Annotated in this window: 20 protein-coding genes; 9 read left to right on the forward strand and 11 right to left on the reverse strand. The window is 41.5% G+C overall.

The window, feature by feature from the left end:
- Positions 1–12: 12 nt before the first annotated feature.
- The 6 genes from mlaD to dxs all read right to left on the reverse strand — a co-directional run bounded on the left by mlaD (position 13) and on the right by dxs (position 7,836).
- On the reverse strand, positions 13–690 hold the full coding sequence (gene mlaD / locus A9J31_RS05425; protein ID WP_067762936.1) for an outer membrane lipid asymmetry maintenance protein MlaD: 678 nt from the start codon (positions 688–690) through the stop codon (positions 13–15).
- Positions 690–1,469, reverse strand: coding sequence for a lipid asymmetry maintenance ABC transporter permease subunit MlaE (gene mlaE, locus A9J31_RS05430; protein ID WP_067762937.1), 780 nt, complete (start codon positions 1,467–1,469; stop codon positions 690–692). Before mlaE ends, mlaD begins: the two co-directional genes overlap by 1 nt.
- Positions 1,466–2,284 (reverse strand): ABC transporter ATP-binding protein, encoded by an 819-nt coding sequence (locus A9J31_RS05435; RefSeq protein ID WP_067763239.1) that lies wholly within the window; start codon positions 2,282–2,284, stop codon positions 1,466–1,468. Before A9J31_RS05435 ends, mlaE begins: the two co-directional genes overlap by 4 nt.
- Positions 2,285–2,691: 407 nt before the next feature.
- Positions 2,692–4,527 (reverse strand): DEAD/DEAH box helicase, encoded by a 1,836-nt coding sequence (locus A9J31_RS05440; protein WP_067762938.1) that lies wholly within the window; start codon positions 4,525–4,527, stop codon positions 2,692–2,694.
- A gap of 456 nt (positions 4,528–4,983) precedes the next feature.
- On the reverse strand, positions 4,984–5,814 hold the full coding sequence (locus A9J31_RS05445) for an inositol monophosphatase family protein (protein WP_067762939.1): 831 nt from the start codon (positions 5,812–5,814) through the stop codon (positions 4,984–4,986).
- A gap of 111 nt (positions 5,815–5,925) precedes the next feature.
- Positions 5,926–7,836 (reverse strand): 1-deoxy-D-xylulose-5-phosphate synthase, encoded by a 1,911-nt coding sequence (gene dxs / locus A9J31_RS05450; RefSeq protein ID WP_067762940.1) that lies wholly within the window; start codon positions 7,834–7,836, stop codon positions 5,926–5,928.
- Between the two features lie 311 nt (positions 7,837–8,147).
- Between dxs and ribA the strand changes: the two genes are divergently transcribed.
- Complete coding sequence (ribA, locus tag A9J31_RS05455) at positions 8,148–8,750, forward strand: GTP cyclohydrolase II (protein ID WP_067762941.1); 603 nt, start codon at positions 8,148–8,150, stop codon at positions 8,748–8,750.
- Between the two features lie 70 nt (positions 8,751–8,820).
- Here the strand turns inward: ribA and hemN are convergent, their stop codons facing one another.
- The gene (gene hemN, locus A9J31_RS05460; protein ID WP_067762942.1) at positions 8,821–10,194 is read right to left on the reverse strand and encodes an oxygen-independent coproporphyrinogen III oxidase; all 1,374 of its coding nucleotides are present in this window, start codon (positions 10,192–10,194) and stop codon (positions 8,821–8,823) included.
- Between the two features lie 245 nt (positions 10,195–10,439).
- On the opposite strand from hemN, the gene hemF reads away from it, so the two are divergent.
- The 3 genes from hemF (at position 10,440) to aroE (ending at position 12,709) form a co-directional block, all read left to right on the forward strand.
- Entirely contained in the window at positions 10,440–11,381 is a 942-nt protein-coding gene (gene hemF / locus A9J31_RS05465; RefSeq protein ID WP_067762943.1) for an oxygen-dependent coproporphyrinogen oxidase, read from the forward strand.
- A gap of 217 nt (positions 11,382–11,598) precedes the next feature.
- Entirely contained in the window at positions 11,599–11,820 is a 222-nt protein-coding gene (locus A9J31_RS05470) for a hypothetical protein (RefSeq protein ID WP_067762944.1), read from the forward strand.
- A 100-nt stretch (positions 11,821–11,920) separates the two neighbouring features.
- On the forward strand, positions 11,921–12,709 hold the full coding sequence (gene aroE, locus A9J31_RS05475; RefSeq protein ID WP_067762945.1) for a shikimate dehydrogenase: 789 nt from the start codon (positions 11,921–11,923) through the stop codon (positions 12,707–12,709).
- A 65-nt stretch (positions 12,710–12,774) separates the two neighbouring features.
- Here the strand turns inward: aroE and A9J31_RS05480 are convergent, their stop codons facing one another.
- The gene (locus A9J31_RS05480; RefSeq protein WP_067762946.1) at positions 12,775–15,294 is read right to left on the reverse strand and encodes a hypothetical protein; all 2,520 of its coding nucleotides are present in this window, start codon (positions 15,292–15,294) and stop codon (positions 12,775–12,777) included.
- A gap of 231 nt (positions 15,295–15,525) precedes the next feature.
- Between A9J31_RS05480 and A9J31_RS05485 the strand changes: the two genes are divergently transcribed.
- A complete protein-coding gene (locus A9J31_RS05485; protein ID WP_067762947.1) occupies positions 15,526–17,349 on the forward strand; it encodes an acyl-CoA dehydrogenase C-terminal domain-containing protein in 1,824 nt (607 codons plus the stop codon).
- 85 nt (positions 17,350–17,434) lie between these two features.
- Here A9J31_RS05485 and A9J31_RS05490 read toward each other — a convergent pair whose 3' ends face one another.
- Positions 17,435–17,842, reverse strand: coding sequence for a hypothetical protein (locus tag A9J31_RS05490; RefSeq protein ID WP_067762948.1), 408 nt, complete (start codon positions 17,840–17,842; stop codon positions 17,435–17,437).
- A 134-nt stretch (positions 17,843–17,976) separates the two neighbouring features.
- On the reverse strand, positions 17,977–19,131 hold the full coding sequence (gene hemW / locus A9J31_RS05495) for a radical SAM family heme chaperone HemW (RefSeq protein ID WP_067762949.1): 1,155 nt from the start codon (positions 19,129–19,131) through the stop codon (positions 17,977–17,979).
- A 125-nt stretch (positions 19,132–19,256) separates the two neighbouring features.
- On the opposite strand from hemW, the gene A9J31_RS05500 reads away from it, so the two are divergent.
- From A9J31_RS05500 to A9J31_RS05510, 3 genes are all read left to right on the forward strand, one after another.
- Positions 19,257–19,715, forward strand: coding sequence for a DMT family transporter (locus tag A9J31_RS05500; RefSeq protein ID WP_067762950.1), 459 nt, complete (start codon positions 19,257–19,259; stop codon positions 19,713–19,715).
- 101 nt (positions 19,716–19,816) lie between these two features.
- Complete coding sequence (locus tag A9J31_RS05505) at positions 19,817–21,115, forward strand: MATE family efflux transporter (RefSeq protein WP_167348718.1); 1,299 nt, start codon at positions 19,817–19,819, stop codon at positions 21,113–21,115.
- A gap of 146 nt (positions 21,116–21,261) precedes the next feature.
- The gene (locus tag A9J31_RS05510; RefSeq protein ID WP_067762952.1) at positions 21,262–21,696 is read left to right on the forward strand and encodes a hypothetical protein; all 435 of its coding nucleotides are present in this window, start codon (positions 21,262–21,264) and stop codon (positions 21,694–21,696) included.
- On the opposite strand, the gene A9J31_RS05515 is transcribed toward A9J31_RS05510, so the two are convergent.
- Positions 21,689–21,901: a DUF1737 domain-containing protein gene (locus A9J31_RS05515; RefSeq protein WP_067762953.1), complete on the reverse strand. Its 213-nt coding sequence runs from the start codon at positions 21,899–21,901 to the stop codon at positions 21,689–21,691. The genes A9J31_RS05510 and A9J31_RS05515 overlap by 8 nt on opposite strands.
- Positions 21,902–22,116: 215 nt before the next feature.
- Between A9J31_RS05515 and A9J31_RS05520 the strand changes: the two genes are divergently transcribed.
- Complete coding sequence (locus tag A9J31_RS05520) at positions 22,117–23,415, forward strand: ABC1 kinase family protein (RefSeq protein ID WP_067762954.1); 1,299 nt, start codon at positions 22,117–22,119, stop codon at positions 23,413–23,415.
- Positions 23,416–23,500: the final 85 nt, after the last annotated feature.

Consider the following 23,500-nt stretch of genomic DNA (forward strand, 5'->3'; position numbering starts at 1 on the left):
ACTTCTCCTAAATTATTCAACAAATGCAGGTTCTGCATCGGCTGTTTCAGCAGGCGCAGTTTTTTCTTCTGTATCTGCTGTATTGTCTGATTTGTTACCTGCACCACCAGTCACAAACTTCGACACTAAATCTTCAATTTCCATCGTACCTTGCGTGTTGCCAATTTGATCACCACGTTTGAGGAAGTTCACACCACCCCCTGGTACAATTTTCAAATATTTCTCACCCAATAGACCATTGGTTGCTACCATAATGTAAGCATCTTCATCAATATTGGTGATGGATTTCATGTTAGCAATCAGTTGCTGTTCCATTTCTTTTTGTTGCGCTGGTGCTGCTGCTTCATAATCCGAACTGTAACGTAGCTCTTCTAAAGCATTCTTTTGTACTTCTTTTAATTGCTCAGCATTATAAGAGGTTAAAGCGCCGTCCATAATTAAGTGTGCCGTCACCAAACGCGTCACAGGATCTAATTTTAATGATTCAACCTGTCCAACTTTCACACCACTTAGCGTCACTTTAGCACGGGGTTTAATACCGTTTACATTTTCAAACGTGGCAGTCAATTCATAACTATCTTCAATGTTATTGCCCACTAAGCCACTTACACGCATCGCCAAAAAGAAAATTGCGATCGCAAACAGAATGACAAAAAAACCAACGGCCAGCTCACTCGTACGTGATTTCATTAAATACCTCCGAACATGACCGCAGTCAACACGAAATCTGATCCTAAAACACACAACGACGAATACACGACAGTACGTGTTGTAGACGTTGCAATACCTTCTGATGTTGGGACACAGGCATAGCCTTGATACACCGCAATCCAAGTACAAATTAATGCAAATACAAAACTTTTAATGATGGTGCCATTGAAGACATCTTTATAGAATTGCACACTATTTTCGATGCCACTCCAATATGAACCTTCATCTGCACCAAGAAAATCCACACCGACCAATTTACCGCCCATAATCCCCACCGCGGCAAAGATCACAGAGAGCATAGGTAAACTAAAAACACCTGCCCATAAGCGCGGTGAAATCACACGTTTTAGTGGATCAACACCAATCATTTCCATACTGGACAATTGCTCAGTGGCTTTCATTAAGCCAATTTCTGCTGTTAATGCAGAACCTGCACGACCAGCAAATAGTAAAGCTGCAACTACAGGTGCAAGTTCACGCAGTAAGGTCAATGCAACTGCAGTACCCAACATTGCCTCACTACCAAAGGTCGACAGAATGCTGTACATCTGCAAACCGAGTACAGAACCAATAAATAAGCCTGACACGACAATAATCAACAGCGACAGCACACCGACACGGTACATCTGGTATATGAATAAACGTACACCCAACCATGTTGGCATCGAAAATAGAATTTGTAGTAGCATAATCGTTGCCACGCCAATTCCTTGAACACGTTCAATAACGCGTCTACCTAAAGCGGCAATAGCATTCATGAACGGACCTCATGATTTAAATACGGATTATGACTAAATTGATAATCAACCGGTCCTTCAACAGAACCCGTGAGGAACTGCTTCACAAATGGCGAAGCATGCGCTTTTAATTGTTCCGGCGTTCCTTCACCCTGCACTTTACCTTCAGCGACGACATAAATGTAATCAGCAATCGATAAGGTTTCAGCAACATCATGTGAAACAATAATTGTTGTTAAATCAAGTGCTTCACGCAATGAACGAATTAATCTTGTTAATACACCCATCACAATCGGATCTTGTCCTGCAAATGGCTCGTCATACATGATGAGTTCTGGATCAAGTGCAATGGCACGCGCCAAAGCGACACGACGATTCATACCACCAGACAATTCTGAAGGCATCATTTGTTCTGCACCACGTAAACCAACAGATTCCAATTTCAACGCGACAATTTCAGCAATCAAATGTTCCGCTAATTTGGTATGCGCTCGAATAGGAAAAGCTACATTTTCATACACTGACATATCGGTAAATAGCGCACCACTTTGAAACAACATGCCCATACGCGCACGTGCAGCAAATAGTTCATGACGTGACATTTTTGCAATATCTTGACCATCAAGCAGCACTTCACCCTGATCTGGTGTCAATTGACCACCAATCAGACGTAATAAAGTCGTTTTACCAGTGCCTGAAGGCCCCATAATTGCAGTGATTTGACCACGACGAATTTTTAAACTGACATTGTCATAAATGACGCGCTCCCCTCGTTTAAAACTCAGGTTTTTCACTTCAATCAGTGCCTGAGTCTGAGAAGACGTTTGATTATTCATAGCTGAGGATTTTCCTGCATTTTTTTCAGCATGCATACTATAAAGGATTGATGTTTAAAATGTTACCTTTGAATATAGACAGTTCCCTGCATTCCATCAGGTATTTGGTTATTATTTTTATATAAGTAATTGTACATGTACTGGCTGAGAAAAGCCGCTATGCTTTAGTTAAAATAATTGTAGATATAGTAAATAATATTACACAACAATAATGTTAAACCGATATAAGGCATAAACACCTCGATCATGACCGTACGCAAATTTGATAAATGGCTGCTATTCATAATTATCATTTAATAGATAAAGTTTGATCAAGTATACATTTTTCCGATAAAAAAGCTAATTTAAAACCATAAAAAAAAACCGGTGTTTCCACCGGTTTTTTCGATATTTCTTTCGAAATTCAATTAGTCATTGAATTTACGGCGTGGACGATCTTCACCAAAAGTGCGTTCGCCACGTGGCTTGTCATCACCGAAACGTTTTGGACGATCATCGCCGAAACGCTTTGGACGATCATCAAATGAACGTTGTGGGCGGTCGCCATTAAATTCACGACGTGGACGGTCTTCACCGAAGCTACGTTTTGGACGATCACCAAAACCATTTTCACGTGGTTTGTAATCTACACGGTTGCCACGGTTATCATCGTTAGAACGAGGACGATCACCGAAATCACGTTTTGGACGATCATCGAAAGAACGCTGTGGACGGTCACCGAAGTCACGCTTTGGACGATCATCGAACGAACGTTGTGGACGATCACCGAAACCGCCTTCGCGACGTGGTGGACGATCTTCGAATGAACGTTGTGGACGATCACCGAAACCGCCTTCACGACGTTGTGGACGATCACCGAAATCACGACGTGGACGATCTTCGCCACCGAATGAAGGACGGTCACCACGTGGTTTGTCATCATAGCTACGACGTGGACGATCATCACCACCTTCGCGACGTTTGAAGTTGCTTTCGCCTTCAAAACGACGACCACCGCCGAAACCACCGCGACCACCGCGACCACCGTCACGACCACGACCTCGACCAGCGCCATCACGGCTACCACGTGCAGGAGGTGGAGATGGCTCAAGACCTTCAATTTCAGATACATTTAAACGTGCATCTAGGAAGTCTTCTAAAGCACGGATTTTACCGCGTTCACGGTAAGTTGCTAATGTAATCGCGTTACCTGTACGACCCGCACGACCTGTACGACCGATACGGTGTACATAGTCTTCGTTCTTCATTGGAAGACCGAAGTTAATTACGTGAGAAATTGTTGGAACGTCAAGACCACGTGCAGCAACGTCAGTTGCAACTAAGATTTTTGCACGGCCTTCACGGATGCTGCGTAAACGACGGTTACGTACAGTTTGTGGCATTGCACCGTGAAGTGCTACAACTGAAAGACCTGCTTCAGCTAGCTCTTCAGCCAACATATCAGTATCTTCTTGAGTTGAAGCAAATACCACAGCTTGGTCTACATCTTCAGCGTTCAACCAGTGTGTTAATAATTTTTTCTTGTGCTCGAAACCATCAGTCCAATGAAGAGTCTGAGTGATGTCGGTATTTGTAGAGTGACCAGTTTCAATTGCAATACGTACTGGATCATTCATCATACGTTCTGCAAGCGTAATAATACGGCCAGCAAAAGTTGCAGAGAACATCAATGTTTGTTTACGGTTCGCCGCTAAATCACTGATTGCTTCAAGGTCTTCAGAGAAACCTAAGTCAAGCATACGGTCAGCTTCGTCAACGATCAACGCATCAACGTTGTCTAATTTGATTTGACGACGGTTAACAAGGTCAAGTAAACGACCTGGAGTCGCCACAACAACTTGTGCACCTTTAAGCTGTTGGATTTGCTTACCGAAAGGCATACCACCCATGATCGCAGCAATACGAACACCTTTCATGTGACGTACCAAAGCAATCGCGTCTTGGCTCACCTGTTGAGCTAATTCACGTGTTGGGCAAAGCACAAGAATTGACGGTGCAGTTACCGCTTTCATGCGCTCTTTGAAAGACATCAATGTGTCTTGTTCAGCCAAAGCATTCACAGTTGGGAGTAAGAATGCAGCTGTTTTACCAGAACCTGTTTGGCTTGATACAAGAAGGTCATTGCCTTCTAATGCAGCCGGAATAGATTGTTCTTGCACTGGAGTTGGTGTAGTAAAACCTAAACCTTGTAGTGCCAGTTGTAACGACTCATGTAAAGGAAAATCAGCAAAAGTTTTGCTCATAGAGTATTTCACCCGGAAAATGGGTGCTCCATTAAAAATAATAAATTCAGATGGACATCGGCAAAAAGCGGCACAGCAATAAACGCTGAAAATATAGAATCAGCGGCGATCCGAGAACGACGATGCGTATAACGCACACATGATTACAGCCGCAACCTGAAGGAATCGCTTAGCGATTGGGTGGGGCGCGAAATATCGTCCTCTCTTTGGACCGGACGCGCATACACAATGATAGAAGAGAATGTTCAGGTAATGAACGAAATTTAGTGCGTGCGGCGATTATAGCAGAAAGTTTTTAAATGTCACCTGTTTTAGTCAACTTCAAATTATTTATTTGTAAGTTTCCTTGTGTTACAAGGCTTTGACTGTGTGTTTTTGACCATTTAGAAAAAATAAAGCCCTCTCATGGAGGGCTTTATTTCATTATTCCGTCAATAAACTCGATCTAGGGTTCTATTATTTTGCAGCTTCACCCCAAGCTGGAACTACAGCTTGCATTAATGGTTTAAGCATTTTCATAGAACACGCAAGTACTTGACCATTTTCCATAGAGTCATTACCACCACGCGCATCAACCACAGTACCGCCCGCTTCTTTCACAATCAACTCACCTGCAGCGATGTCCCATGGTTTCAAACCAAGTTCGAAATAACCATCAAAGCGGCCAGCCGCAACATAAGCCAAATCCAATGCAGCAGAACCCGTACGACGATATTGCGCACCCGCTTCAGTTACATTTAACAATGAATTGAAATGATTTTTCGCATAAGAAACCACTTCACCATTACGAATTTTGCGATACGCATGACCCACTGAAAGGAAAGTATTTTCTAAGCTGTCTTTTACATTTACACGAATACGGCGTTGGTTCATCATCGCGCCACGGCCACGACTTGCAGAGAACAACTCATCTTTCACAGGGTCATAAATAACACCGTGTTGAGTTACACCTTTATGCTGAACTGCGATAGAGATACAGAAATGCGGAACACCTTGAACGAAGTTTAAAGTGCCATCAAGTGGGTCAATGATCCAACACCAATCAGCGTCGTGACCTTTACCTTCTTGTAGACCAAACTCTTCACCAAGGAAGCTGTGATTTTTATAGCTTTTACGTAGGGTATCGATAGCCAACTGTTCCAAGTAACGGTCAACACGCGTTACAGGACCATCAATTCCTTTTTCTTCGACTTGTAGATCGAGTTTATGACGATTTTGATGCGCTTTTAAAAGCTCTTGACCAACTAATTGAGCCGCACGCGCAGCCATAACCACCATAGGTTCCATTGAACACCCACTACAAATTTGAAGATACTGATAAAGAATAATGCATAAAAGCCCTTATATCTTATCAAATATAAGGGCTTTTAGGTAAAAAATGTTTCTAAAAATTAGAAATTAGCAAACCGCTTTGTTGCTCTGCTTTAACCAGCATTGTTCTGTTGATGCTGCTATACCTGCTACATCAAGACCAGCTTGTTGTAGCATTTGACCATGTGTCGCCTGATGCATAAATTCATCAGATAAACCTAAATTCAGCATTGGTTTAACAATTCCAGCTTGCGCCAAATATTCATTCACTGCACTACCCGCACCAGCCATCACCGCATGTTCTTCAACAGTGACAAACAGATGAGTTGAATCTGCAATTTGGTCGATCAGCTGAGTATCTAATGGTTTTACAAAACGCATGTTTACCACACGAACTGCAACATCCAGTTTTTCAGCCAATACTTCAGCCGCCTCAACCGCTGCCTGAACACGGCTACCAAATGCTAAAATCGAAATTGTTGCATCTTGTTGAATATTAAAACTTGCCAAGATTTCGCCACGCCCAATTTCAAGTTCAACCATATTCTGTTGAATTTCAACCCCCAGCCCATTACCACGCGGATAACGAACTGCGGCAGGACCTTTATAAAGGTAAGCAGTATGCAACATTTGACGACATTCATTTTCGTCTTTAGGTGCCATGATCACCATATTCGGGACGGTACGCATAAAGGCGTAATCGTATGCACCGGCATGTGTCGGGCCATCTTCACCGACCAAACCAGCACGATCGATGCCAAAAGTGACATCTAAATTTTGTAATGCTACATCGTGAATCAGTTGATCATAACCACGTTGCAGGAATGTAGAATAAATAGCGACAACCGGCTTAACCCCTTCACAAGCCATACCTGCTGCAAGCGTTACAGCATGCTGTTCAGCAATCGCGACATCAAAGAAACGCTCTGGATATTGTTTCGCAAATTTGACCATGCCTGAGCCTTCGCACATCGCAGGGGTGATTGCCAATAAACGATTATCCTGAGCCGCCTCGTCACATAACCATTGCCCAAAGACATCCGAATATTTCGGTGCAGTACTTGTTGAAGCGGGTGTATCTAATTTGCTAATCGCATGGTATTTAATTTGGTCTGCTTCAGCTGGTGCAAAGCCTTTGCCTTTTTTGGTATACACATGCACTAAGCGAGGCCCTTTACGTTTTTTCAATGCATCAAAAACATGGCTGAGTTGTGTTACATCGTGGCCGTCAAATGGACCAAAATAGTCAAAACCAATCGCTTTAAATAAATTGTCCGCAGCATCTGTTGCTGCACTGTGTAAACGGGAGTTATAGGTCCATTCAGGATGTGGCTGCACAAACGCTTCGCCATCTTCCGAGATATTAACAGATTGACCACTTTCCCAAATTGCTGCTAAATGTTTAGCAAAACCACCTGTGCTGCATGAAATCGACATATCATTGTCGTTCAAGACCACCATTAAATCTGCATCATGCGCCACAGCATCATTCATGGCTTCAAACGCCATACCTGCTGTCATGGCACCATCACCCACAATTGCTACCACATGACAAGGATCTTGTTTAAAACGACGTGCTAAAGACATGCCTAAACCCGCAGAAATCGCAGTCGACGAATGCCCTACCCCAAAGGTATCAAATTCAGACTCTTCACGTGCTGGAAATGCGGCTAGACCATCTTTTGCACGAATTGTCACCAACTGTTCACGACGACCAGTTAAGGCTTTGTGTGGATAAGCTTGATGACCAACATCCCAAATTAAACGATCGTCAGGCGTATTGAAACAGTAGTGCAAAGCCACCGTGAGCTCAATCACACCTAAATTGGCACCAAAATGCCCACCACTTTGTCCCGCTGCGTACAAAATAAATTGACGTAACTCATCCGCCACTTGTTCTAACTGGCTGCGCTCGAGTACACGTAATTGTTGCGGATGTTGAATCGTATCCAGCAACGGAGTTACAGGGCGTTGAGATGGTATTTCTGTATACAGCATAATGTGGCAAAGCCTTCTAAAGCCTGGCAAATCCTAAGCTCGGTCTAAATGGGTTACTCGATCATATCGTCGAATTGTATCACCTTACAATCAGCCAAACTTCTAGCGATGTAATTTTAAGCAATGATCTCGTAGTGGGAGATTTTGAATGAGTCAGATTATCCTGAATAATCTTCCTATTTATCAACTATTATCGTTCGCTTTATACAAAAAAGAAAATGTTCTGCATAAATTCATCGTTGCAATTCTACCAATGCCCAAGCATTACGCTATACTTTAGCCAATTTATAATCGAATAAACGGGTTAAGCAGTGCCTATAGAATTTGTCGCAACGTCAAGATTACCGACCGCTTTTGGTGAATTCAATATTACGGTTTTTCAGGATCCTGAAACCGGCGAAGAACATGTAGCACTCTCTAAAGGACTAGAACAAGCACCCACTGAACCTGTTTTAGTGCGCATCCATTCTGAGTGCCTCACTGGTGACGCCTTCGCTTCGCTGAAATGTGACTGTGGCCCACAACTACAAGCAACACAAAAACTGATTAATGAAGCAGGTCAAGGTGTGATTTTATATTTACGCCAAGAAGGCCGCGGCATTGGCTTGACCAATAAGATCCGTGCTTATGCCTTACAAGACCAAGGCCATGATACGGTCGATGCCAATTTACTATTGAATTTACCTGCTGATGCTCGTCGTTATGACATGTGTCCAATCATGCTCAAGCATTTGAATATTCAACAAGTCCGATTGATTACCAACAACCCATTAAAAATTGAAGCATTGCAAGAACAAGGCGTTGATGTCGTTGATCGTGTACCGCTGACTGTGGGCTTAAATCCATTCAATGAACAATATTTAAAAACCAAACACGATCGTATGTCTCATATGTATCAAAAGGATGATTTTTAATTAATCTATCTCCCCCTCTTTATTTAAAGAGGTGAAGCCTCCCTTTTTAAGGGGAGGTTTGGAGGAATTCTCAAATCGTCATCGAAAAAATACGATTTTCAGGTACACGGCGTTTTAACCTTAAATCAAAGGCCATGCAGATATTACGTACAAAAGGTTTGCCTTTTTCGGTAATTTGGATGCTTTGATCACCTAACTCTAATAATTCATCTGCCTGCATTTCTGTTAATTGTGCAACCACTTCATCAATTTCCGGAAATTGCATGTCTGTGTTTGCCCAAGAAGTATGGAATGTACACATCAAATTCAGAATATGTTTACGGATAATCAAGTCTTCTTCAGTCAGCACATGACCTCGATAAACAGGAATTTGGTTTTCCTCTAAACGCGCATAATAGTCTTCAATTTTCTTTTCATTTTGCGCGAAGCTATACCAACTATCACTAATTGAAGATAAGCCCAGTCCGATCATGACTTGGGTTTTAGAAGCGGTATAACCCATAAAGTTACGATGTAAACTGCCCTGTTGAAAAGCTTTATACATTGCATCTTTTTCTAAAGCAAAATGATCCATTCCAATTTCATGATACCCATGTGCCAAGAGCTGCTTTTTGCCTTCTTCATAACATTGACGTTTTAACTCATCTTTTGGTACATCAGCATCTTTAAAACCACGCTGTCCATTGCCCTTAATCCACGGCACATGCGCATAACTATAAAAAGCCAAACGATCAGGCATCAAACGATTGGTCTGATTAATCGTGTGCAACACATCCATTAAATCTTGAAAAGGCAGACCAAATACCAAGTCATGTGAAATTGAGGTATAGCCAATCTCCCGCGCCCACTGCGTGACTTGTTCCACATGCTCAAAAGGTTGTATCCGATGAATGGCTTTTTGCACTTTTTCATTATAGTCCTGCACGCCATAGCTCACGCGACGAAAGCCCAAATCATACAAAGCTTGTAAATGCTCACGTGTGGTATTGTTCGGATGGCCTTCGAAACTAAATTCATGCTGCTCTGCCACATTGGCTTTGGACAAAATGCCTTGAATCAGTTGTGTTAAATGCTCAGGTGAGAAAAAGGTGGGCGTACCGCCGCCCAAGTGAATCTCTTTAATATTGGGTTTATCCACCAAAACATCACAATATAACGCCCATTCTTTTAAGACTGCTTGGATATAGGGTTGTTCCATCTCATGTTTTTTGGTGACTTTTTTATGACAACCGCAAAAAGTACATAAACTTTCACAAAACGGCAGATGAATATAAAGACTAATGCCTTCACTTTGATTCGACTCGTCAAACGATTTTTTTAAACCCTGTTTCCACAATGCTAATGAAAACGCCTGCTCTTCCCAGTACGGTACCGTTGGGTAACTGGTATAGCGTGGGCCTGGTACATTATATTTTTGAATTAAGGAATTCGCCTGCTGAGACATAGATGCACCATTTCGATCAATGAGATTCCAATTGAATCTGCCTATGATTATTGTGCGGAGCTTCTACTTTGAATTCAACCAAGCAACTTAGTCGGAATATCTAGGTTATTTTCGTCAAATATTGCTTTCATTTAAGCTGACCATACGGCGTAACCGATGCTCAATATTGGGAAAAAGACCTTAAGTTTTGCAGCGTTTTATGCTTTGATGGACACTATCATTTAATTATTTTTATACAGGTCAGAATGAAGAATCCAACTTCAGCCGATATACAACGTGTAGATGAATTCCTGCGTGATTTACAGGCACGTATTTGTGCCGCTTTGGAACAGCAAGAACGCGCTGGCGGTGGAAATGCTGAATTTGTAATTGATGATTGGGAACGCCCCGAGGGTGGTGGTGGCCGCTCACGTGTGCTGCAAAATGGCACAGTGATTGAAAAAGGCGGTGTGATGTTTTCACACATCAATATTTCCAAACTACCTGCTTCCGCAACTGAGCGTCACCCGGCCATTGCTGGTGCTAAAGCTCAAGCCATGGGGGTTTCATTGGTGATCCATCCTAAAAATCCCAATGTACCCACTTCACATGCCAATATCCGTTTATTCGTGGCTGAAAAAGAAGGTCAAGATCCAATTTGGTGGTTTGGCGGCGGTTTTGACCTCACTCCGTATTATCCAAATGATGAAGATGTATTGTCTTGGCATCAAACTGCTCATGATCTCTGCGCTCCGTTTGGCGATAAGGTTTACGCAGAACATAAGAAATGGTGTGACGACTATTTCTATTTAAAGCATCGTGATGAGCAACGTGGCGTCGGTGGTCTATTTTTTGATGATTTAAATCAATGGGACTTTGAAACTTGCTTCCAATATATGCAAGCCGTTGGTAATGGCTACCTAGATGCAATTTTGCCTATTTTTAAAAAGAACCAAGATAAATCATATACAGAAGCACAACGCGACTTCCAACTGTACCGTCGTGGCCGTTATGTCGAATATAACTTAGTGTATGACCGTGGCACATTGTTTGGATTACAAACTGGTGGTCGCATTGAATCCATTTTGGTCAGCATGCCACCTTTAGCAGGTTGGTCATATCGTCCTGAATGGGAAGAAAATTCTGCCGAAAAAAAATTAACCGATTTTTATCTTAAACCACAAGATTGGTTAACGGTTTTAAAATAAGACAACTAAGCCTCTGAAGTTCAGAGGCTTTTTTTATATTGAAAATTTCACACCGAATAATTCATAAATAATTGAGTAATAAAATATTTTCTAGCCATTTACTTTGTAAACAGAATACCCAACAATGACACATGAATCACACAGCTTCACGCTACCCTGTTGTATGACAAGCGACTAAACTGATTGCTGTAATTTTCCAATATGGAGTACAACATAAATGCCATCTCAAACACTCAATAAAAAAACCCTTCGTGCACGTACTTTGGTGTTTTGGAGCTTTGTTGTGGTGTTAATCAGCGCAATCAGTACCAATATATTTTCAGAGACCACGCTCAACGATAACCTTGCCATCGGTTTCATGGTGATTGCTTTAATCGGTCTCTTATTTAGCGCAGCGACGATATTAATTCACACAATTTTAGATATCTGCAATCCTTAAAGCACTGCAATATTTTCGCAAATATCCCCGCTAAACTTCTGGCAGTGTTGATTTTGGCGTATATTATCTGCACTTTTCGTTCCGACATGGATGCAGTGCAATGAGCAAACAATTTGCCGTGATTGGCAACCCGATTGAACAATCACGTTCCCCTGAACTTCATCATGCCTTTGCCGAAAAAACAGGGCTCGACATTCAGTACAGCAAACGACTTGCTCCCCTTGACGGATTCCAAAACAGCGTTGAAAGCTTCTTTCGTGAGGGCGGTATGGGCATGAATGTCACCGTCCCGTTTAAAGAACAAGCCTATACCCAATGTGCAGTATTGACTGAACGCGCAAAAATTGCTGGAGCAGTAAATACGCTTTGGATGCAGGATGGCCAATTGCATGGTGATAACACTGACGGCCAAGGCTTGGTCGATGCGATTCATGCTTTAGATTGGTCACTTGAACAGACCGATTTACTAATTATTGGCGCAGGCGGTGCCACTCGTGGTGTGATTTATCCATTGGTACAAGCTGGCGCAAAAAAAATTGTGATTGCGAACCGTACCTTAGCCCGTGCTGAACAATTGGTTGCTGACTTAAAAGTATCCGTAACAAATGCAGAATTAGAGGCCATTGCACTCACAGATTTATCCGGTCAATTTGATATCGTCATTAATGCAACTTCAGCAAGTCTAAGCGGCGACGCTTTGATTCTACCTGACAGTCTTCAGTTCAATCATGCCTATGAAATGGCCTATGGCAAACCTTCTACATTTTTAGATCAAGCCAAAGCGCGTCATGTACCGACTTCAGAGGGTTTCGGTATGCTGGTAGGCCAAGCGATTGAGTCCTTTTCCATTTGGAACGGGGTAAAACCTAACTTAAAAGATTTTCTCTAATTCATCCGTTTGAATGAATAAACAAAAAAGAACCTCAATAGAGGTTCTTTTTTTTATTGTCTAACTTATTTCATGTGTTTTTGCACAGTTTTATAGGTTTCATAATAAACAGACTGGCTAAACAACTCTTCATGTTCCGCAGCTAAACCTTGCAGCGACGCTTCTGACAATTTACCGTTGGTATCGTCGACAAATGCTCGTGCATAAATTTGTGCAGCTTTGACTAATTGCGCTTTTTCAGCGGGATCAAGTTCATAATTTTCTAAAAAGTTTTTCTGATACAAATGCGCAAAAATGGCTTGTTTGGTTTTATAGGTTTTTTTTAGCTGCGTCCACTCAGCCTGACCTTTAGACTCACCAATCCCAGATTGAACATAATAATTGACTGAAGAACCTAAATCATCAAAGTCCTGATAGCGATGTAAAGCATGTTTATCACGTAATTGATTTAAACGCTTCAAAGCCTGACCTGTCGGCTCTTTTAAACCCTCAGCAAATCGGTAAGCATAAACTTCTGAAATTTCATTCAAGTCATTTGCTGAGTAATAACGTACATACTGAGCTCGGTAATTAGCAAATGCCACTGCAAAAGCCGCTTGATACGCTTTTAACTCTGATTGATGGCGTTTATAGCTGTTTAGCGCGACAGTACTTAAATACTCTGGTAATTCGATTTCTTCATTTGCTTCACTGATTTCGTCAACCGATGCCGTTTCTGCTTCCTCTATATTAGGGTCCTGTCCAGTGATCGGTGAAAGTAAGCCATTCAACATACTTTCAAATAATGAACCCTTACTCACATCCTGAATCGACTTCGCTTGCTTCATCGCTTGACGATCAATCGCAGTTGCATTGCCATAATTCAAAATTTGGTTGGTACTTTTTAGCTTCAACTGACCTAAACGCGGTTCAGAAAATGCCATATTATAATCAATCGTTTGGACACGTCCTTTTTTCTCTAAACCCACATCCATGACCAGTTTTGAAGATACTTTATCTTTAGTATTTAAAGCCTGTTGAATTTCCGGCTGATGCTTTTGCCATAATTGTTGGAACTGTTTTGCATCCACCAGTTGTTCAGTTTGATATTGCTGAAAAACAGGTTTTAATTGTTCAACTGCATCTACAGAAACAGCTTCCGTGTCTGACGCTTCTGCCTCAGATGCTAACTGAGCAGACTCTTCCTGCAATGGAATAACGCGAATATCTTGGTAGTCTTGGCAAAGCGTGACTTTACCAATCGGTACCTGCTTAGTTTTGATCAAGGCCTGGCACACTTCCTCAGACAGGTTATTGGCGCTTTCCTCATCTTCATCGCTTTCTGCATAGGCTGCAGTAGCATCATGTGCTTCTTCACTTTCTTCATCATAGTCCGTTGCAGCCGCAGTTGCATAAGCGCTTTCTGCATCGATTACAGCTTCTGTTACTTCCGATGCTGCATATTCCTGCTCATCATCCTGATCATGTCCGTGGTACATCGCATTATGAATTTTTGCATTAACCAATTCATTGACACGTTGTACAGATGCATAAGCTTCGTCTTCATCCCCCTCTTCACTCGCGTCAGCAGCCGCTGCGGCAGCTCTTGTTGCTTCTTCGGCTGCTTCCATGGCAGATTCCGCCGCTGTTGCATCAACTGCCGCATCTTCCACATCACTTTGCTCAGTGTCATCCCATGGCTGACTTTTAATTTGAGAGGTGTAATAGCGTGCATTGACATAATCAAAGAGTTCAAGCTGGGTATATACCGTATCAACATCGCCGACATAGCGAATCTTTTTAATTAAACCAGCATTTTTTTCATCACGGCTTAAATCGATACTTTGGACTTGATTCTGTTCTGCCAATAAGTACGGCAGTGCATTCATTTGTTTTAAGTAGTCAGCAAATTTTTTCAAGTTATATTGAGCCAAAGCCTCTTTATGCTTTGAAAAATCAACATAAGCCAATCGATCCTGACTTTCACGATTCACCATAAATGGCATGAATGCAAAATAATTGGTGTAAAACTTATGATCATCAAAATCAAAAATCATAGGCAACTGTGCATTCACCTGCAATGTCGGCTTTTGATAGCTTAATTGAAGTGTGAGTGCTGCCAGCTTTTCTCTAAAATGAACTGAACCGCTATAGCTAAACTGTAAGTCGTTCAAAACATTGACAAGCGACTGAGCAATTTTCGACTGTGGAGAAGCACTTTCATCTTCATCATAGTATCGAGCTGAAGGCTGAATAGATTCATTTGCAATTGCTTGATATAGCAGTTTCTTTTCTTTTTGACTAAATGGAATTTTTTGCGTTTTGATCAGTTGATCCAGTTGTTTTTTGAGTTTTGGATCAAGCTCAGGTTGAGAACTTTCAGCAGGTTTTGCCTTGTTCTCAGCGGATTTTTGATCAAACTCAATATCGGTCTGAATTGAAAATTGCCCTTTCATATCATAGTTGGCATTTTCAAACATCGCATTTAAGCCTTGAGTGGCTTGTTTCCCCAGTGACTGATCAGAAGTATTGGTTTTTATGACATGTTGAGCACACCCACTAATACTCAAACCTAATAAACAAAGTGTTATATATTTTAAACGCATAATATTCGCTGAGAACCTATGTTCTTTATGATTTATTAAAAGAAATTATTGATCAAAAGATCAACTCAAAGTCTAGCAGAACTTTACTTTTCACTTGTTGGTTTAATATTACAATTCGCCTTTCTGACATTTTTTAAAGGCTCATTCATCAATGATTTTTTCTACCAAATATGAATAATCAAATCATCAATACAGATAATCCAAAAAAATTTCGAAATTAGGATTAAGACTATGCCTGCATATAAAGCGCCCTTACATGACATTCGCTTCTTAATGAACGAAGTACTCGATTACCCTGCGCACTACAAATCGCTTTCTAATGGTGAAGCAGCCGATGCTGATACGGTAGATATGATTTTAGAAGGTGCTGCTGATTTTTGTGAAAATATCCTCTCTCCATTAAACCAAACTGGTGATGAAGAAGGCTGTCATTTTGAAAATGGTGATGTAAAAACACCAAAAGGTTTCAAAGAAGCATATGACCAGTTTGTACAAGGTGGCTGGCAAGGTCTTTCTTTCCCTGAAGAGTTTGGTGGTCAAAATCTTCCGCAATCACTGAACTTAATCAAATCTGAAATGATGGGTACGGCAAACTGGTCTTTCCAAATGTATCCAGGCCTAAGCGTGGGTTGTATCAATACCATCCTTCAGTTCGGTACGGATGAACAGAAAAACCAATATTTACCAAACCTTGTTGCGGGTACTTGGTCAGGCACAATGTGCTTAACTGAGCCACAATGTGGTACTGACTTAGGTCAAGTAAAATCTAAAGCAGAGCCTCAAGCAGACGGTAGCTATGCAATTTCTGGCACAAAAATCTTCATCTCAGCGGGTGAACACGATTTAACAGAGAACATCGTACATATCGTTCTTGCACGTCTTCCAGATGCACCTGCAGGTACAAAAGGCATTTCATTGTTCATCGTTCCAAAATTCCTTGTGAATGCAGATGGTACTGTGGGCGAACGCAATCCTGTAACGTGTGGTTCGATTGAACACAAAATGGGGATCCGTGCTTCGGCAACGGCTGTATTGAACTTTGACAACGCTATTGGTTATTTGATTGGCGAAAAGCATAAAGGCCTACATGCCATGTTCACATTCATGAACACAGCACGTATTGGTACAGCAATCCAAGGTATTGCTCATGCTGAATTGGCATTCCAAGGTGCTCTTCCATATGCCAAAGAACGTATGTCAATGCGTGCCCTTTCAGGTAAAAAAGACCCTGAAAAAGTAGCGGATGCGATTATTCACCATGCAGACGTACGCCGTATGTTATTAACGCAAAAAGCGATCGCTGAAGGCGGCCGTTCAATGATTTACTATGCTGCGCAAATTGCGGACAAAATGACAGACGCTTTAACCCGCGGTGATACAGCAGCTTTTGAAGCACATGATGACCACTTAGGTTTCTACACACCAATTCTTAAAGGCTTCTTGACTGAATTGGGTTATGAAGCTGCAAACCACGGTATGCAAGTTTACGGCGGTCATGGTTACATCAAAGAATGGGGCATGGAACAAATCGTTCGTGACTCACGTATCTCCACCCTTTACGAAGGTACAACTGGCGTTCAAGCCCTTGACTTAATCGGTCGTAAAGTATTACTAACCTCTAAAGGTAAAGTAATCCGCGACTATACTGCTGAAATTTTAAAATTCTGTGGTCAACATGCGCGTAACAAATATATGCGTCGTTTTGCTTGGGATCTTACAAAACTTTGCGCACAGTGGAATGCTTTAACTGTTCGTATCATGCTTGCTGCACGTAAAGACCGTGACATCGTTTCTTCTGCATCTGTAGACTTCTTGATGTTCTCTGGTTATGTGATGATGGCTTACTTCTGGGCTCAACAAGCTGCGGTTGCTTCTGAGAAATTAGCAGAAGGTAATGGTGCTGAAGTTCCAGAGTTCTATAAAGCGAAAATTAAAGTGGCTGATTTCTACTTTGAACGTATGCTTCCTCGCTCACAAGGTCATGCTGAAGCCATGGTAAATCCATCTAAGACCATGACATCACTAGCAGCTGAACACTTTAGCTTTGACTACTAAGTTTTAAATTGAGTTTGATGACTCTATAAAAAAGACTATAAAAAAAGACCGCTTCGGCGGTCTTTTTTTATAGTCTTTTTTATGATTACTTTGCTTTCTCAGCAACAAATTCTTTAATGCTAATTGGCTTGTCTTTTACTAATTCAACTGTGCCTTCATTGACACCATTAAAGTTCTTAAAGTGAATTGAAACCCCTTGATCATTGGCAAGTCGTACACCACTTCCTGAAACTGCTCGTTTCAATTCATATACACGATCAGAATTATCAGTCAATTGCGCAGTTTCAAAATTATCTTTGGTTTTTAATTCAAGGGTTAGATCTTGTGGCCCTGTAAAGTGAATCACTTGCTCATCTTGAGCTACTGCAACATCGTTTGTTTGTGCAGTTGCCGTCGTTGATTCTGTTGCAACATTTTGTTCTGATGGCGCTTTTTTATCTGCGCACCCCACCAAAGCCACAGTTAAAAACGTCGCAGTTAAAATATATTTCATTTTTCTAAAGTTCCTTTACATCACGAAAATTCAATTATCACCTGTATAATTTCCTAAACATTGTGCAAATTACATTCGAAGTATGAAAAGTTACTTGTCGCTCAAATATTAAAACAAGTTTTCAATAGCTTTCATTACAGGAACTCCTCCAACACTGAATTTAAAAAGATATGTCCTTGTTCGGTACAAGACAAACGTGTTGGATCATTGACCATCAATTTACGTTCACGCAATGAGTTCAATAACTCGGCAATCGGCTCTAAACTTTCCCCTGTACGCTCGCTATATAGCTTGGCTTCCATCCCATGATTTAATCGCAGCACATTCATCATAAATTCAAAAGGCATGTCCCCTGCCTCAATGCGCTTAAACTGAAGATGTTCAGCAGGTACTTTGGCTAAATAATCTTTGGGCAAACGGGTTTTTTGGAAACGATAGACGCCATCTGGCATCGTTACTTTGCCATGTGCGCCTGCACCAATCGCTAAATAATCACCAAACTGCCAATAATTTAAATTATGCGCAGACGGCAGTTCTTTACGCCAAGCCGAGACTTCATAGTTTACAAAGCCTTGTTCAATTAAATAGGCTTCACCTTGTTCCTGAATATCTTCAAGTACATCATCTAAGGGTAAAATTGGCTGAGTCCGAAAGAACACCGTATTCGGTTCAATGGTCAATTGATACCACGACACATGAGTCGCCCCATTTTCAACAGCCAGTTTTAAATCTAATAAAGCTTGTTCCAAAGTCTGTTCTGGCAGACCATGCATCAAATCAACATTGACACGCTCAAAACCCGCTTCTTTCGCATGACGAATTGCCAAAATGGCATCATCATTGGAATGAATCCGCCCCAGTTTTTGCAGATGCACAGTATTAAAGCTTTGCACCCCAATCGATAGTCGATTTATTCCAGCATCCAAATAGCCTGCAAAAGGATCATGCTCGACAGTGCCTGGATTGGCTTCTAAGGTAATTTCGCAACCTGCTTCGAAAGGGACTAAAGCGCGCAATTGATCAAACAACCATTGATAGCCTTTGGCTGAAATTAGCGACGGTGTGCCCCCACCAATAAACACACTATGAATGCGACGACCCTGCGCAAATTCAACTTGAGTTTTAAAGTCAGCCACCAATGCCTGTAAATATTCCTGCTCTAAATCAAGTGACAACTCCCCATTCGGTACAGCATGCGAGTTAAAGTCACAATATGGACATTTGCGCACACACCACGGCATGTGAATGTATAAAGATAACGGAACAAGTGCAGGATTTAATTCAGCCAAGGAAAATGCTCAAAAGGAACAAAAGAAGTAAGCGCATTTTAACATGACTGCATCACAGCGCTTATGAAAACTCATCTGCAATACAGTAGACTAATAAAATTAAAGAAGAATTAGATGATTAGAAGATGAAATTGAGCAGCCATTTATTGTATTTAATGCCGCTTGCCATGGGTGTTGGCATCGCCATGACCTTTCAGACAGCGATTAACAGTCAATTACGTGAATATTTATATTCACCCTTACAAGCCGCCCTTTTTTCTTTTTTGGTTGGTACAATAGTGCTCGCCTGTTTGGTGTTTTTTCAATCGGCAGATAAACCGGACCTCGCAACGCTAGGGCAAATTCCTTGGTATTTATGGCTGGGTGGATGTTTAGGTGTTTATGCCATTAGCATCAGTATTTACACTGCACCGAAGTTAGGTTTCTTGACCTTGTCAGGTTTAATTATTTTTGGGCAAATCATTATGTCCATGATTGTCGACCAATATGGTTTACTCGGTACTGAAAAAACAGCGATTAACTGGCAACGCTTATTGGGTGGCGTGGTGATTTTTATTGGTGTGCTTCTCACTTTCCAACGCTAAGACCTCATTCCTAAGCACCTCACAAGAAATGAGTACGTTCTGTGTCTACTGTCACGGCTGCGACCAGCAGCAAGTATGAATTAAAACAACTGTTCCACTTGATGATCCCGATTTTAATTACGCAATTTGCGCAAGCGGGATTTGGTCTGATTGATACCATTATGGCAGGACATCTTTCTGCTAACGACCTTGCAGCAATTGCCATTGGTGTGGGTTTGTGGATACCGGTCATGTTACTGTTTAGTGGCATCATGATTGCGACAACGCCATTGGTCGCTGAAGCAAATGGTGCGCGCACACCTGAAAAAATTGCCACAATTGCCCGTCAGTCTTTGTGGGTTGCATTGTTTCTTGGCATTATTGCTGCACTGGTTTTACAAGCAATGCCGCTTTTACTTCCTGTACTTGGTGTCCCTGAGGCCTTGCTTCCTAAAGCCAGTTTATTTCTACATGCGATTAGTTTAGGTATGCCTGCTGTCACCATGTATGCAGCACTAAGAGGTTATTCCGAAGCACTTGGGCATCCACGCCCTGTGACTGTGCTGAGTTTGGTTGCTCTCTTAGTACTGATACCGCTGAACTTTATTTTTATGTACGGTTTAGGACCTGTTCCTGAGCTAGGCTCAGCAGGCTGTGGTTTTGCAACTGCGATTTTACAATGGCTGATGTTCTTTGCTTTAGCAATGTATATTTTTAAAGGGTCTGCTTATCAAAAGACACAGCCATTTGCTGCTTTTGAAAAAATGAATGGTGAGTGGATTAAACGCATTTTAAAACTTGGTTTGCCGATTGGTTTAGCCATCTTTTTTGAAGTGAGTATTTTTAGTACCGCAGCCATTGTGCTTAGCCCTCTAGGTGAAGTCACCATTGCCGCACACCAAATTGCGATTTCAATCACCTCACAGCTCTTCATGATTCCAATGTCTTTAGCAATCGCACTCACGATTCGCGTGGGCACTTATTATGGTGAGAAAAACTGGCTCAGCATGCGTAAAGTGCAAAAAGTTGGCATGCTGACTGGCACGCTATTCGCCCTCATCACTATGCTATTGCTGTGGCTATTACGTAATGAAATTGTTTCGCTGTATAGCAATGACTATGATGTCGCACAGCTTGCGGTATACCTTGTATTGTTTGCCATTGCCTATCAATTGATGGATGCATGGCAAGTGAGTGCTGCCGGTTGCTTACGTGGTATGCAAGACACCAAAGGCCCAATGTGGATTACCATGATTGCGTACTGGATTATTGCTTTCCCTGTGGGCATCTATCTTGCTCGCTATACAGATACCGGTGCCGCGGGTGTATGGATCGGCTTAATTGTCGGTTTAACTGTCGCATGCGTGTTACTGGTTACACGTTTATTGATGATGAATAAACGTCTTGCCATGAACGTTTGATAAATAAAATAGCCCGTTTTATTCTGCCTGTTTCAGATTTGAGCACATTAACTCCTAACTGAAACAGGTACATCACTTTTTGATGCATAACAAACAAATACTTTAAATAACCACTTAAGCAACTATGAGGATAAATAGGATCAAATATGTTAAAAATCTTTCGACCAGCCTTGTACCTTCCACTGCTCATTTTAAGCCTGACCACACACGCAGAAGAAACAATAAATCCCAACCATTTCCCACTGTATCAAGCACCGATTAACGTCCAAACTCAGCCAGAATTTGACTATATTAATCACGCACTTTGGACAGCTTTTCGCTTTTATCATGAGCAACAAGCTGACTCATATACCGCACGCTTAAAGTTGAGTTGTCAGCAATCTGGCATGGCCTATACCTATCAAGATTTCATCATGGCCAATAAAAAATTCGCTTCTGCAGACGATCAAGATTTTATCGTGACGCAAAACCTCATCAAATTAAATGCAAATCTGCACCATAACCAATGTAGTAAATATCTCACTCCACATCTAGAACTTGAAAAAGACGAAAATATAGAGCAGCCAAAGTCAGTTAATTAAGCAACTCCAAAGCATATTTTAAACCTTGTGGCACTTGGCTTTCATCTTCTACGTCTCTCACAATTGCCTGCCCAACAATAATATCGCGACCATTAAAGCTCATGGTCGGTGCGCCATATAATTCATAACCTTCATTTAATGCTTTGGTTACGCGTGCACAGAAGTTCACGTCATCTTTCCCCGTTAAATAACGATACACTTTCATCACTTTGATCCTTTAAACCAATATTTACTAAACGATATGACATTTTAAACCATTCAAGCGATAGCTTAAATTTGCCAGAAAGAATTTCATTATTTACATTATTGCCCATCATTTTATGAACAGAAATAAAGTCTTAACAATTTAAAGTATGCAGTTTGTGTTTTGTCGCCTATGATCGGTAGTAGATAATAAATGATGATCTTGAGGAACATCACATGGCAAAAACGGCTAGCACACCGGGTCGTCGCTTTATGAAACTTGCCAGCATGACGGCAAGCATTGCTACTAAAACCGTTTCCAATTCCATCCGCAATATCACGGCCGATGAAGAACAGAAAAATGCGTCACGCAGTAAACTCTTTCAGGACATCGGACTGCAAATTGCCGATACCCTTGGTGAAATGAAAGGTGCGGTGATGAAAGTTGGACAAATTGCCTCGCAGTACAAGGACATTTTTCCACCTGAAGTTGCAAAGGCTATCAGTAAATTACAGCGCCAAGCACCTGCGATGCCTTTTGCCGAAATTAAGGCACAAGTAGAAAAAGAGCTAGGCAAACCACTGGCGCAAATTTTCAAAAGTTTTGATGAGCAACCTTTTGCCGCTGCCTCAATTGGGCAAGTCCATAAAGCTGTTTTGCCGAATGGACAACAAGTCGTTGTTAAAGTTCAATATCCGGGCGTAGAAGAAGCCTGTGAAAGTGATTTAAAACAGGTGCGCTTGGCGTTACGCTTAATGGGCGTTTTAAAAATTGATCGTAAACTCCAAGAAAAACTATTCCAAGAAATTCAAGACAGTTTAGACAACGAACTTAACTACGAAATTGAAGCACAAAACCTTGATGTTGCACGTGCTTTCCATAGTGCGCTCGACTCAAAAATTATTATTCCAGAAGTCTATAGTGACTACTCATCACGGCATATTCTGACTTTAAGTTTGGAAATGGGTGAAAGTATAGAAACTGCCAGTACGTGGTCTCAGGAAACACGAAATGAGCTCGGTCGTCGTTTATTCCGTGCCATTGGACAAGAGATTTTCTTCTTAAAACGCTTCCACTGTGATCCACATCCAGGTAACTTTGCTTTCCGTGAAGATGGTTCAGTCATTGTTTATGACTACGGTGGGGTCAAAACCTTATCGCCTGACGTTGTCTCACACTTTAAACAATTAATTAATGCTGCACGCCAGCATGATATTGCCTTAATGGAACAACATTTAGATGCACTTCAATCACTCAATGAGCTGGGCAAATTCCCTGTAGAACTCTATGAACAATGGCTTGAAGTGCTTATGCGCCCACTCACAACTCAATACGATTTTGCTGAAAACTCTGCCCATCATGATGGCGTCGAGTTAATTAAACCGTCTTTGAAATATTGGGATGTGTTTAAACCTTCACCGGATACCTTAATGGTGAATCGTACTGTGTCTGGCCATTATTGGAATCTGATCCATTTAAAAGTAAATGACAATCTGAATGACCTGTTTGACGAGCTTGTACCACCAACCGCATAAGATGGCTTAATCCTCTAAAAGACCATATTGCCCGACACGCTTCGGGTAATATTTGCATTTATATTTGTTATGTTATAACATTTCC

The sequence above is a fragment of the Acinetobacter gandensis genome, from assembly GCF_001678755.1.
GTDB classification, from domain to species: Bacteria; Pseudomonadota; Gammaproteobacteria; order Pseudomonadales; family Moraxellaceae; genus Acinetobacter; species Acinetobacter gandensis.

Coding starts and splice junctions, on each gene's coding strand:
- A9J31_RS05445 (WP_067762939.1), bottom strand. CDS start 5,814: ATGGAACCTATGGTGGTTATGGCTGCGCGTGCGGCTCAATTAGTTGGT.
- hemN (WP_067762942.1), bottom strand. CDS start 10,194: ATGTCTCAGCAGGCGAATTCCTTAATTCAAAAATATAATGTACCAGGC.
- A9J31_RS05510 (WP_067762952.1), top strand. CDS start 21,262: ATGTTAAAAATCTTTCGACCAGCCTTGTACCTTCCACTGCTCATTTTA.
- A9J31_RS05520 (WP_067762954.1), top strand. CDS start 22,117: ATGGCAAAAACGGCTAGCACACCGGGTCGTCGCTTTATGAAACTTGCC.
- A9J31_RS05440 (WP_067762938.1), bottom strand. CDS start 4,527: ATGAGCAAAACTTTTGCTGATTTTCCTTTACATGAGTCGTTACAACTG.
- A9J31_RS05480 (WP_067762946.1), bottom strand. CDS start 15,294: ATGCGTTTAAAATATATAACACTTTGTTTATTAGGTTTGAGTATTAGT.
- A9J31_RS05435 (WP_067763239.1), bottom strand. CDS start 2,284: ATGAATAATCAAACGTCTTCTCAGACTCAGGCACTGATTGAAGTGAAA.
- A9J31_RS05490 (WP_067762948.1), bottom strand. CDS start 17,842: ATGAAATATATTTTAACTGCGACGTTTTTAACTGTGGCTTTGGTGGGG.
- A9J31_RS05485 (WP_067762947.1), top strand. CDS start 15,526: ATGCCTGCATATAAAGCGCCCTTACATGACATTCGCTTCTTAATGAAC.
- mlaE (WP_067762937.1), bottom strand. CDS start 1,469: ATGAATGCTATTGCCGCTTTAGGTAGACGCGTTATTGAACGTGTTCAA.
- A9J31_RS05515 (WP_067762953.1), bottom strand. CDS start 21,901: ATGAAAGTGTATCGTTATTTAACGGGGAAAGATGACGTGAACTTCTGT.
- A9J31_RS05470 (WP_067762944.1), top strand. CDS start 11,599: ATGCCATCTCAAACACTCAATAAAAAAACCCTTCGTGCACGTACTTTG.
- dxs (WP_067762940.1), bottom strand. CDS start 7,836: ATGCTGTATACAGAAATACCATCTCAACGCCCTGTAACTCCGTTGCTG.
- mlaD (WP_067762936.1), bottom strand. CDS start 690: ATGAAATCACGTACGAGTGAGCTGGCCGTTGGTTTTTTTGTCATTCTG.
- A9J31_RS05505 (WP_167348718.1), top strand. CDS start 19,817: ATGATCCCGATTTTAATTACGCAATTTGCGCAAGCGGGATTTGGTCTG.
- A9J31_RS05500 (WP_067762950.1), top strand. CDS start 19,257: ATGAAATTGAGCAGCCATTTATTGTATTTAATGCCGCTTGCCATGGGT.
- hemF (WP_067762943.1), top strand. CDS start 10,440: ATGAAGAATCCAACTTCAGCCGATATACAACGTGTAGATGAATTCCTG.
- aroE (WP_067762945.1), top strand. CDS start 11,921: ATGAGCAAACAATTTGCCGTGATTGGCAACCCGATTGAACAATCACGT.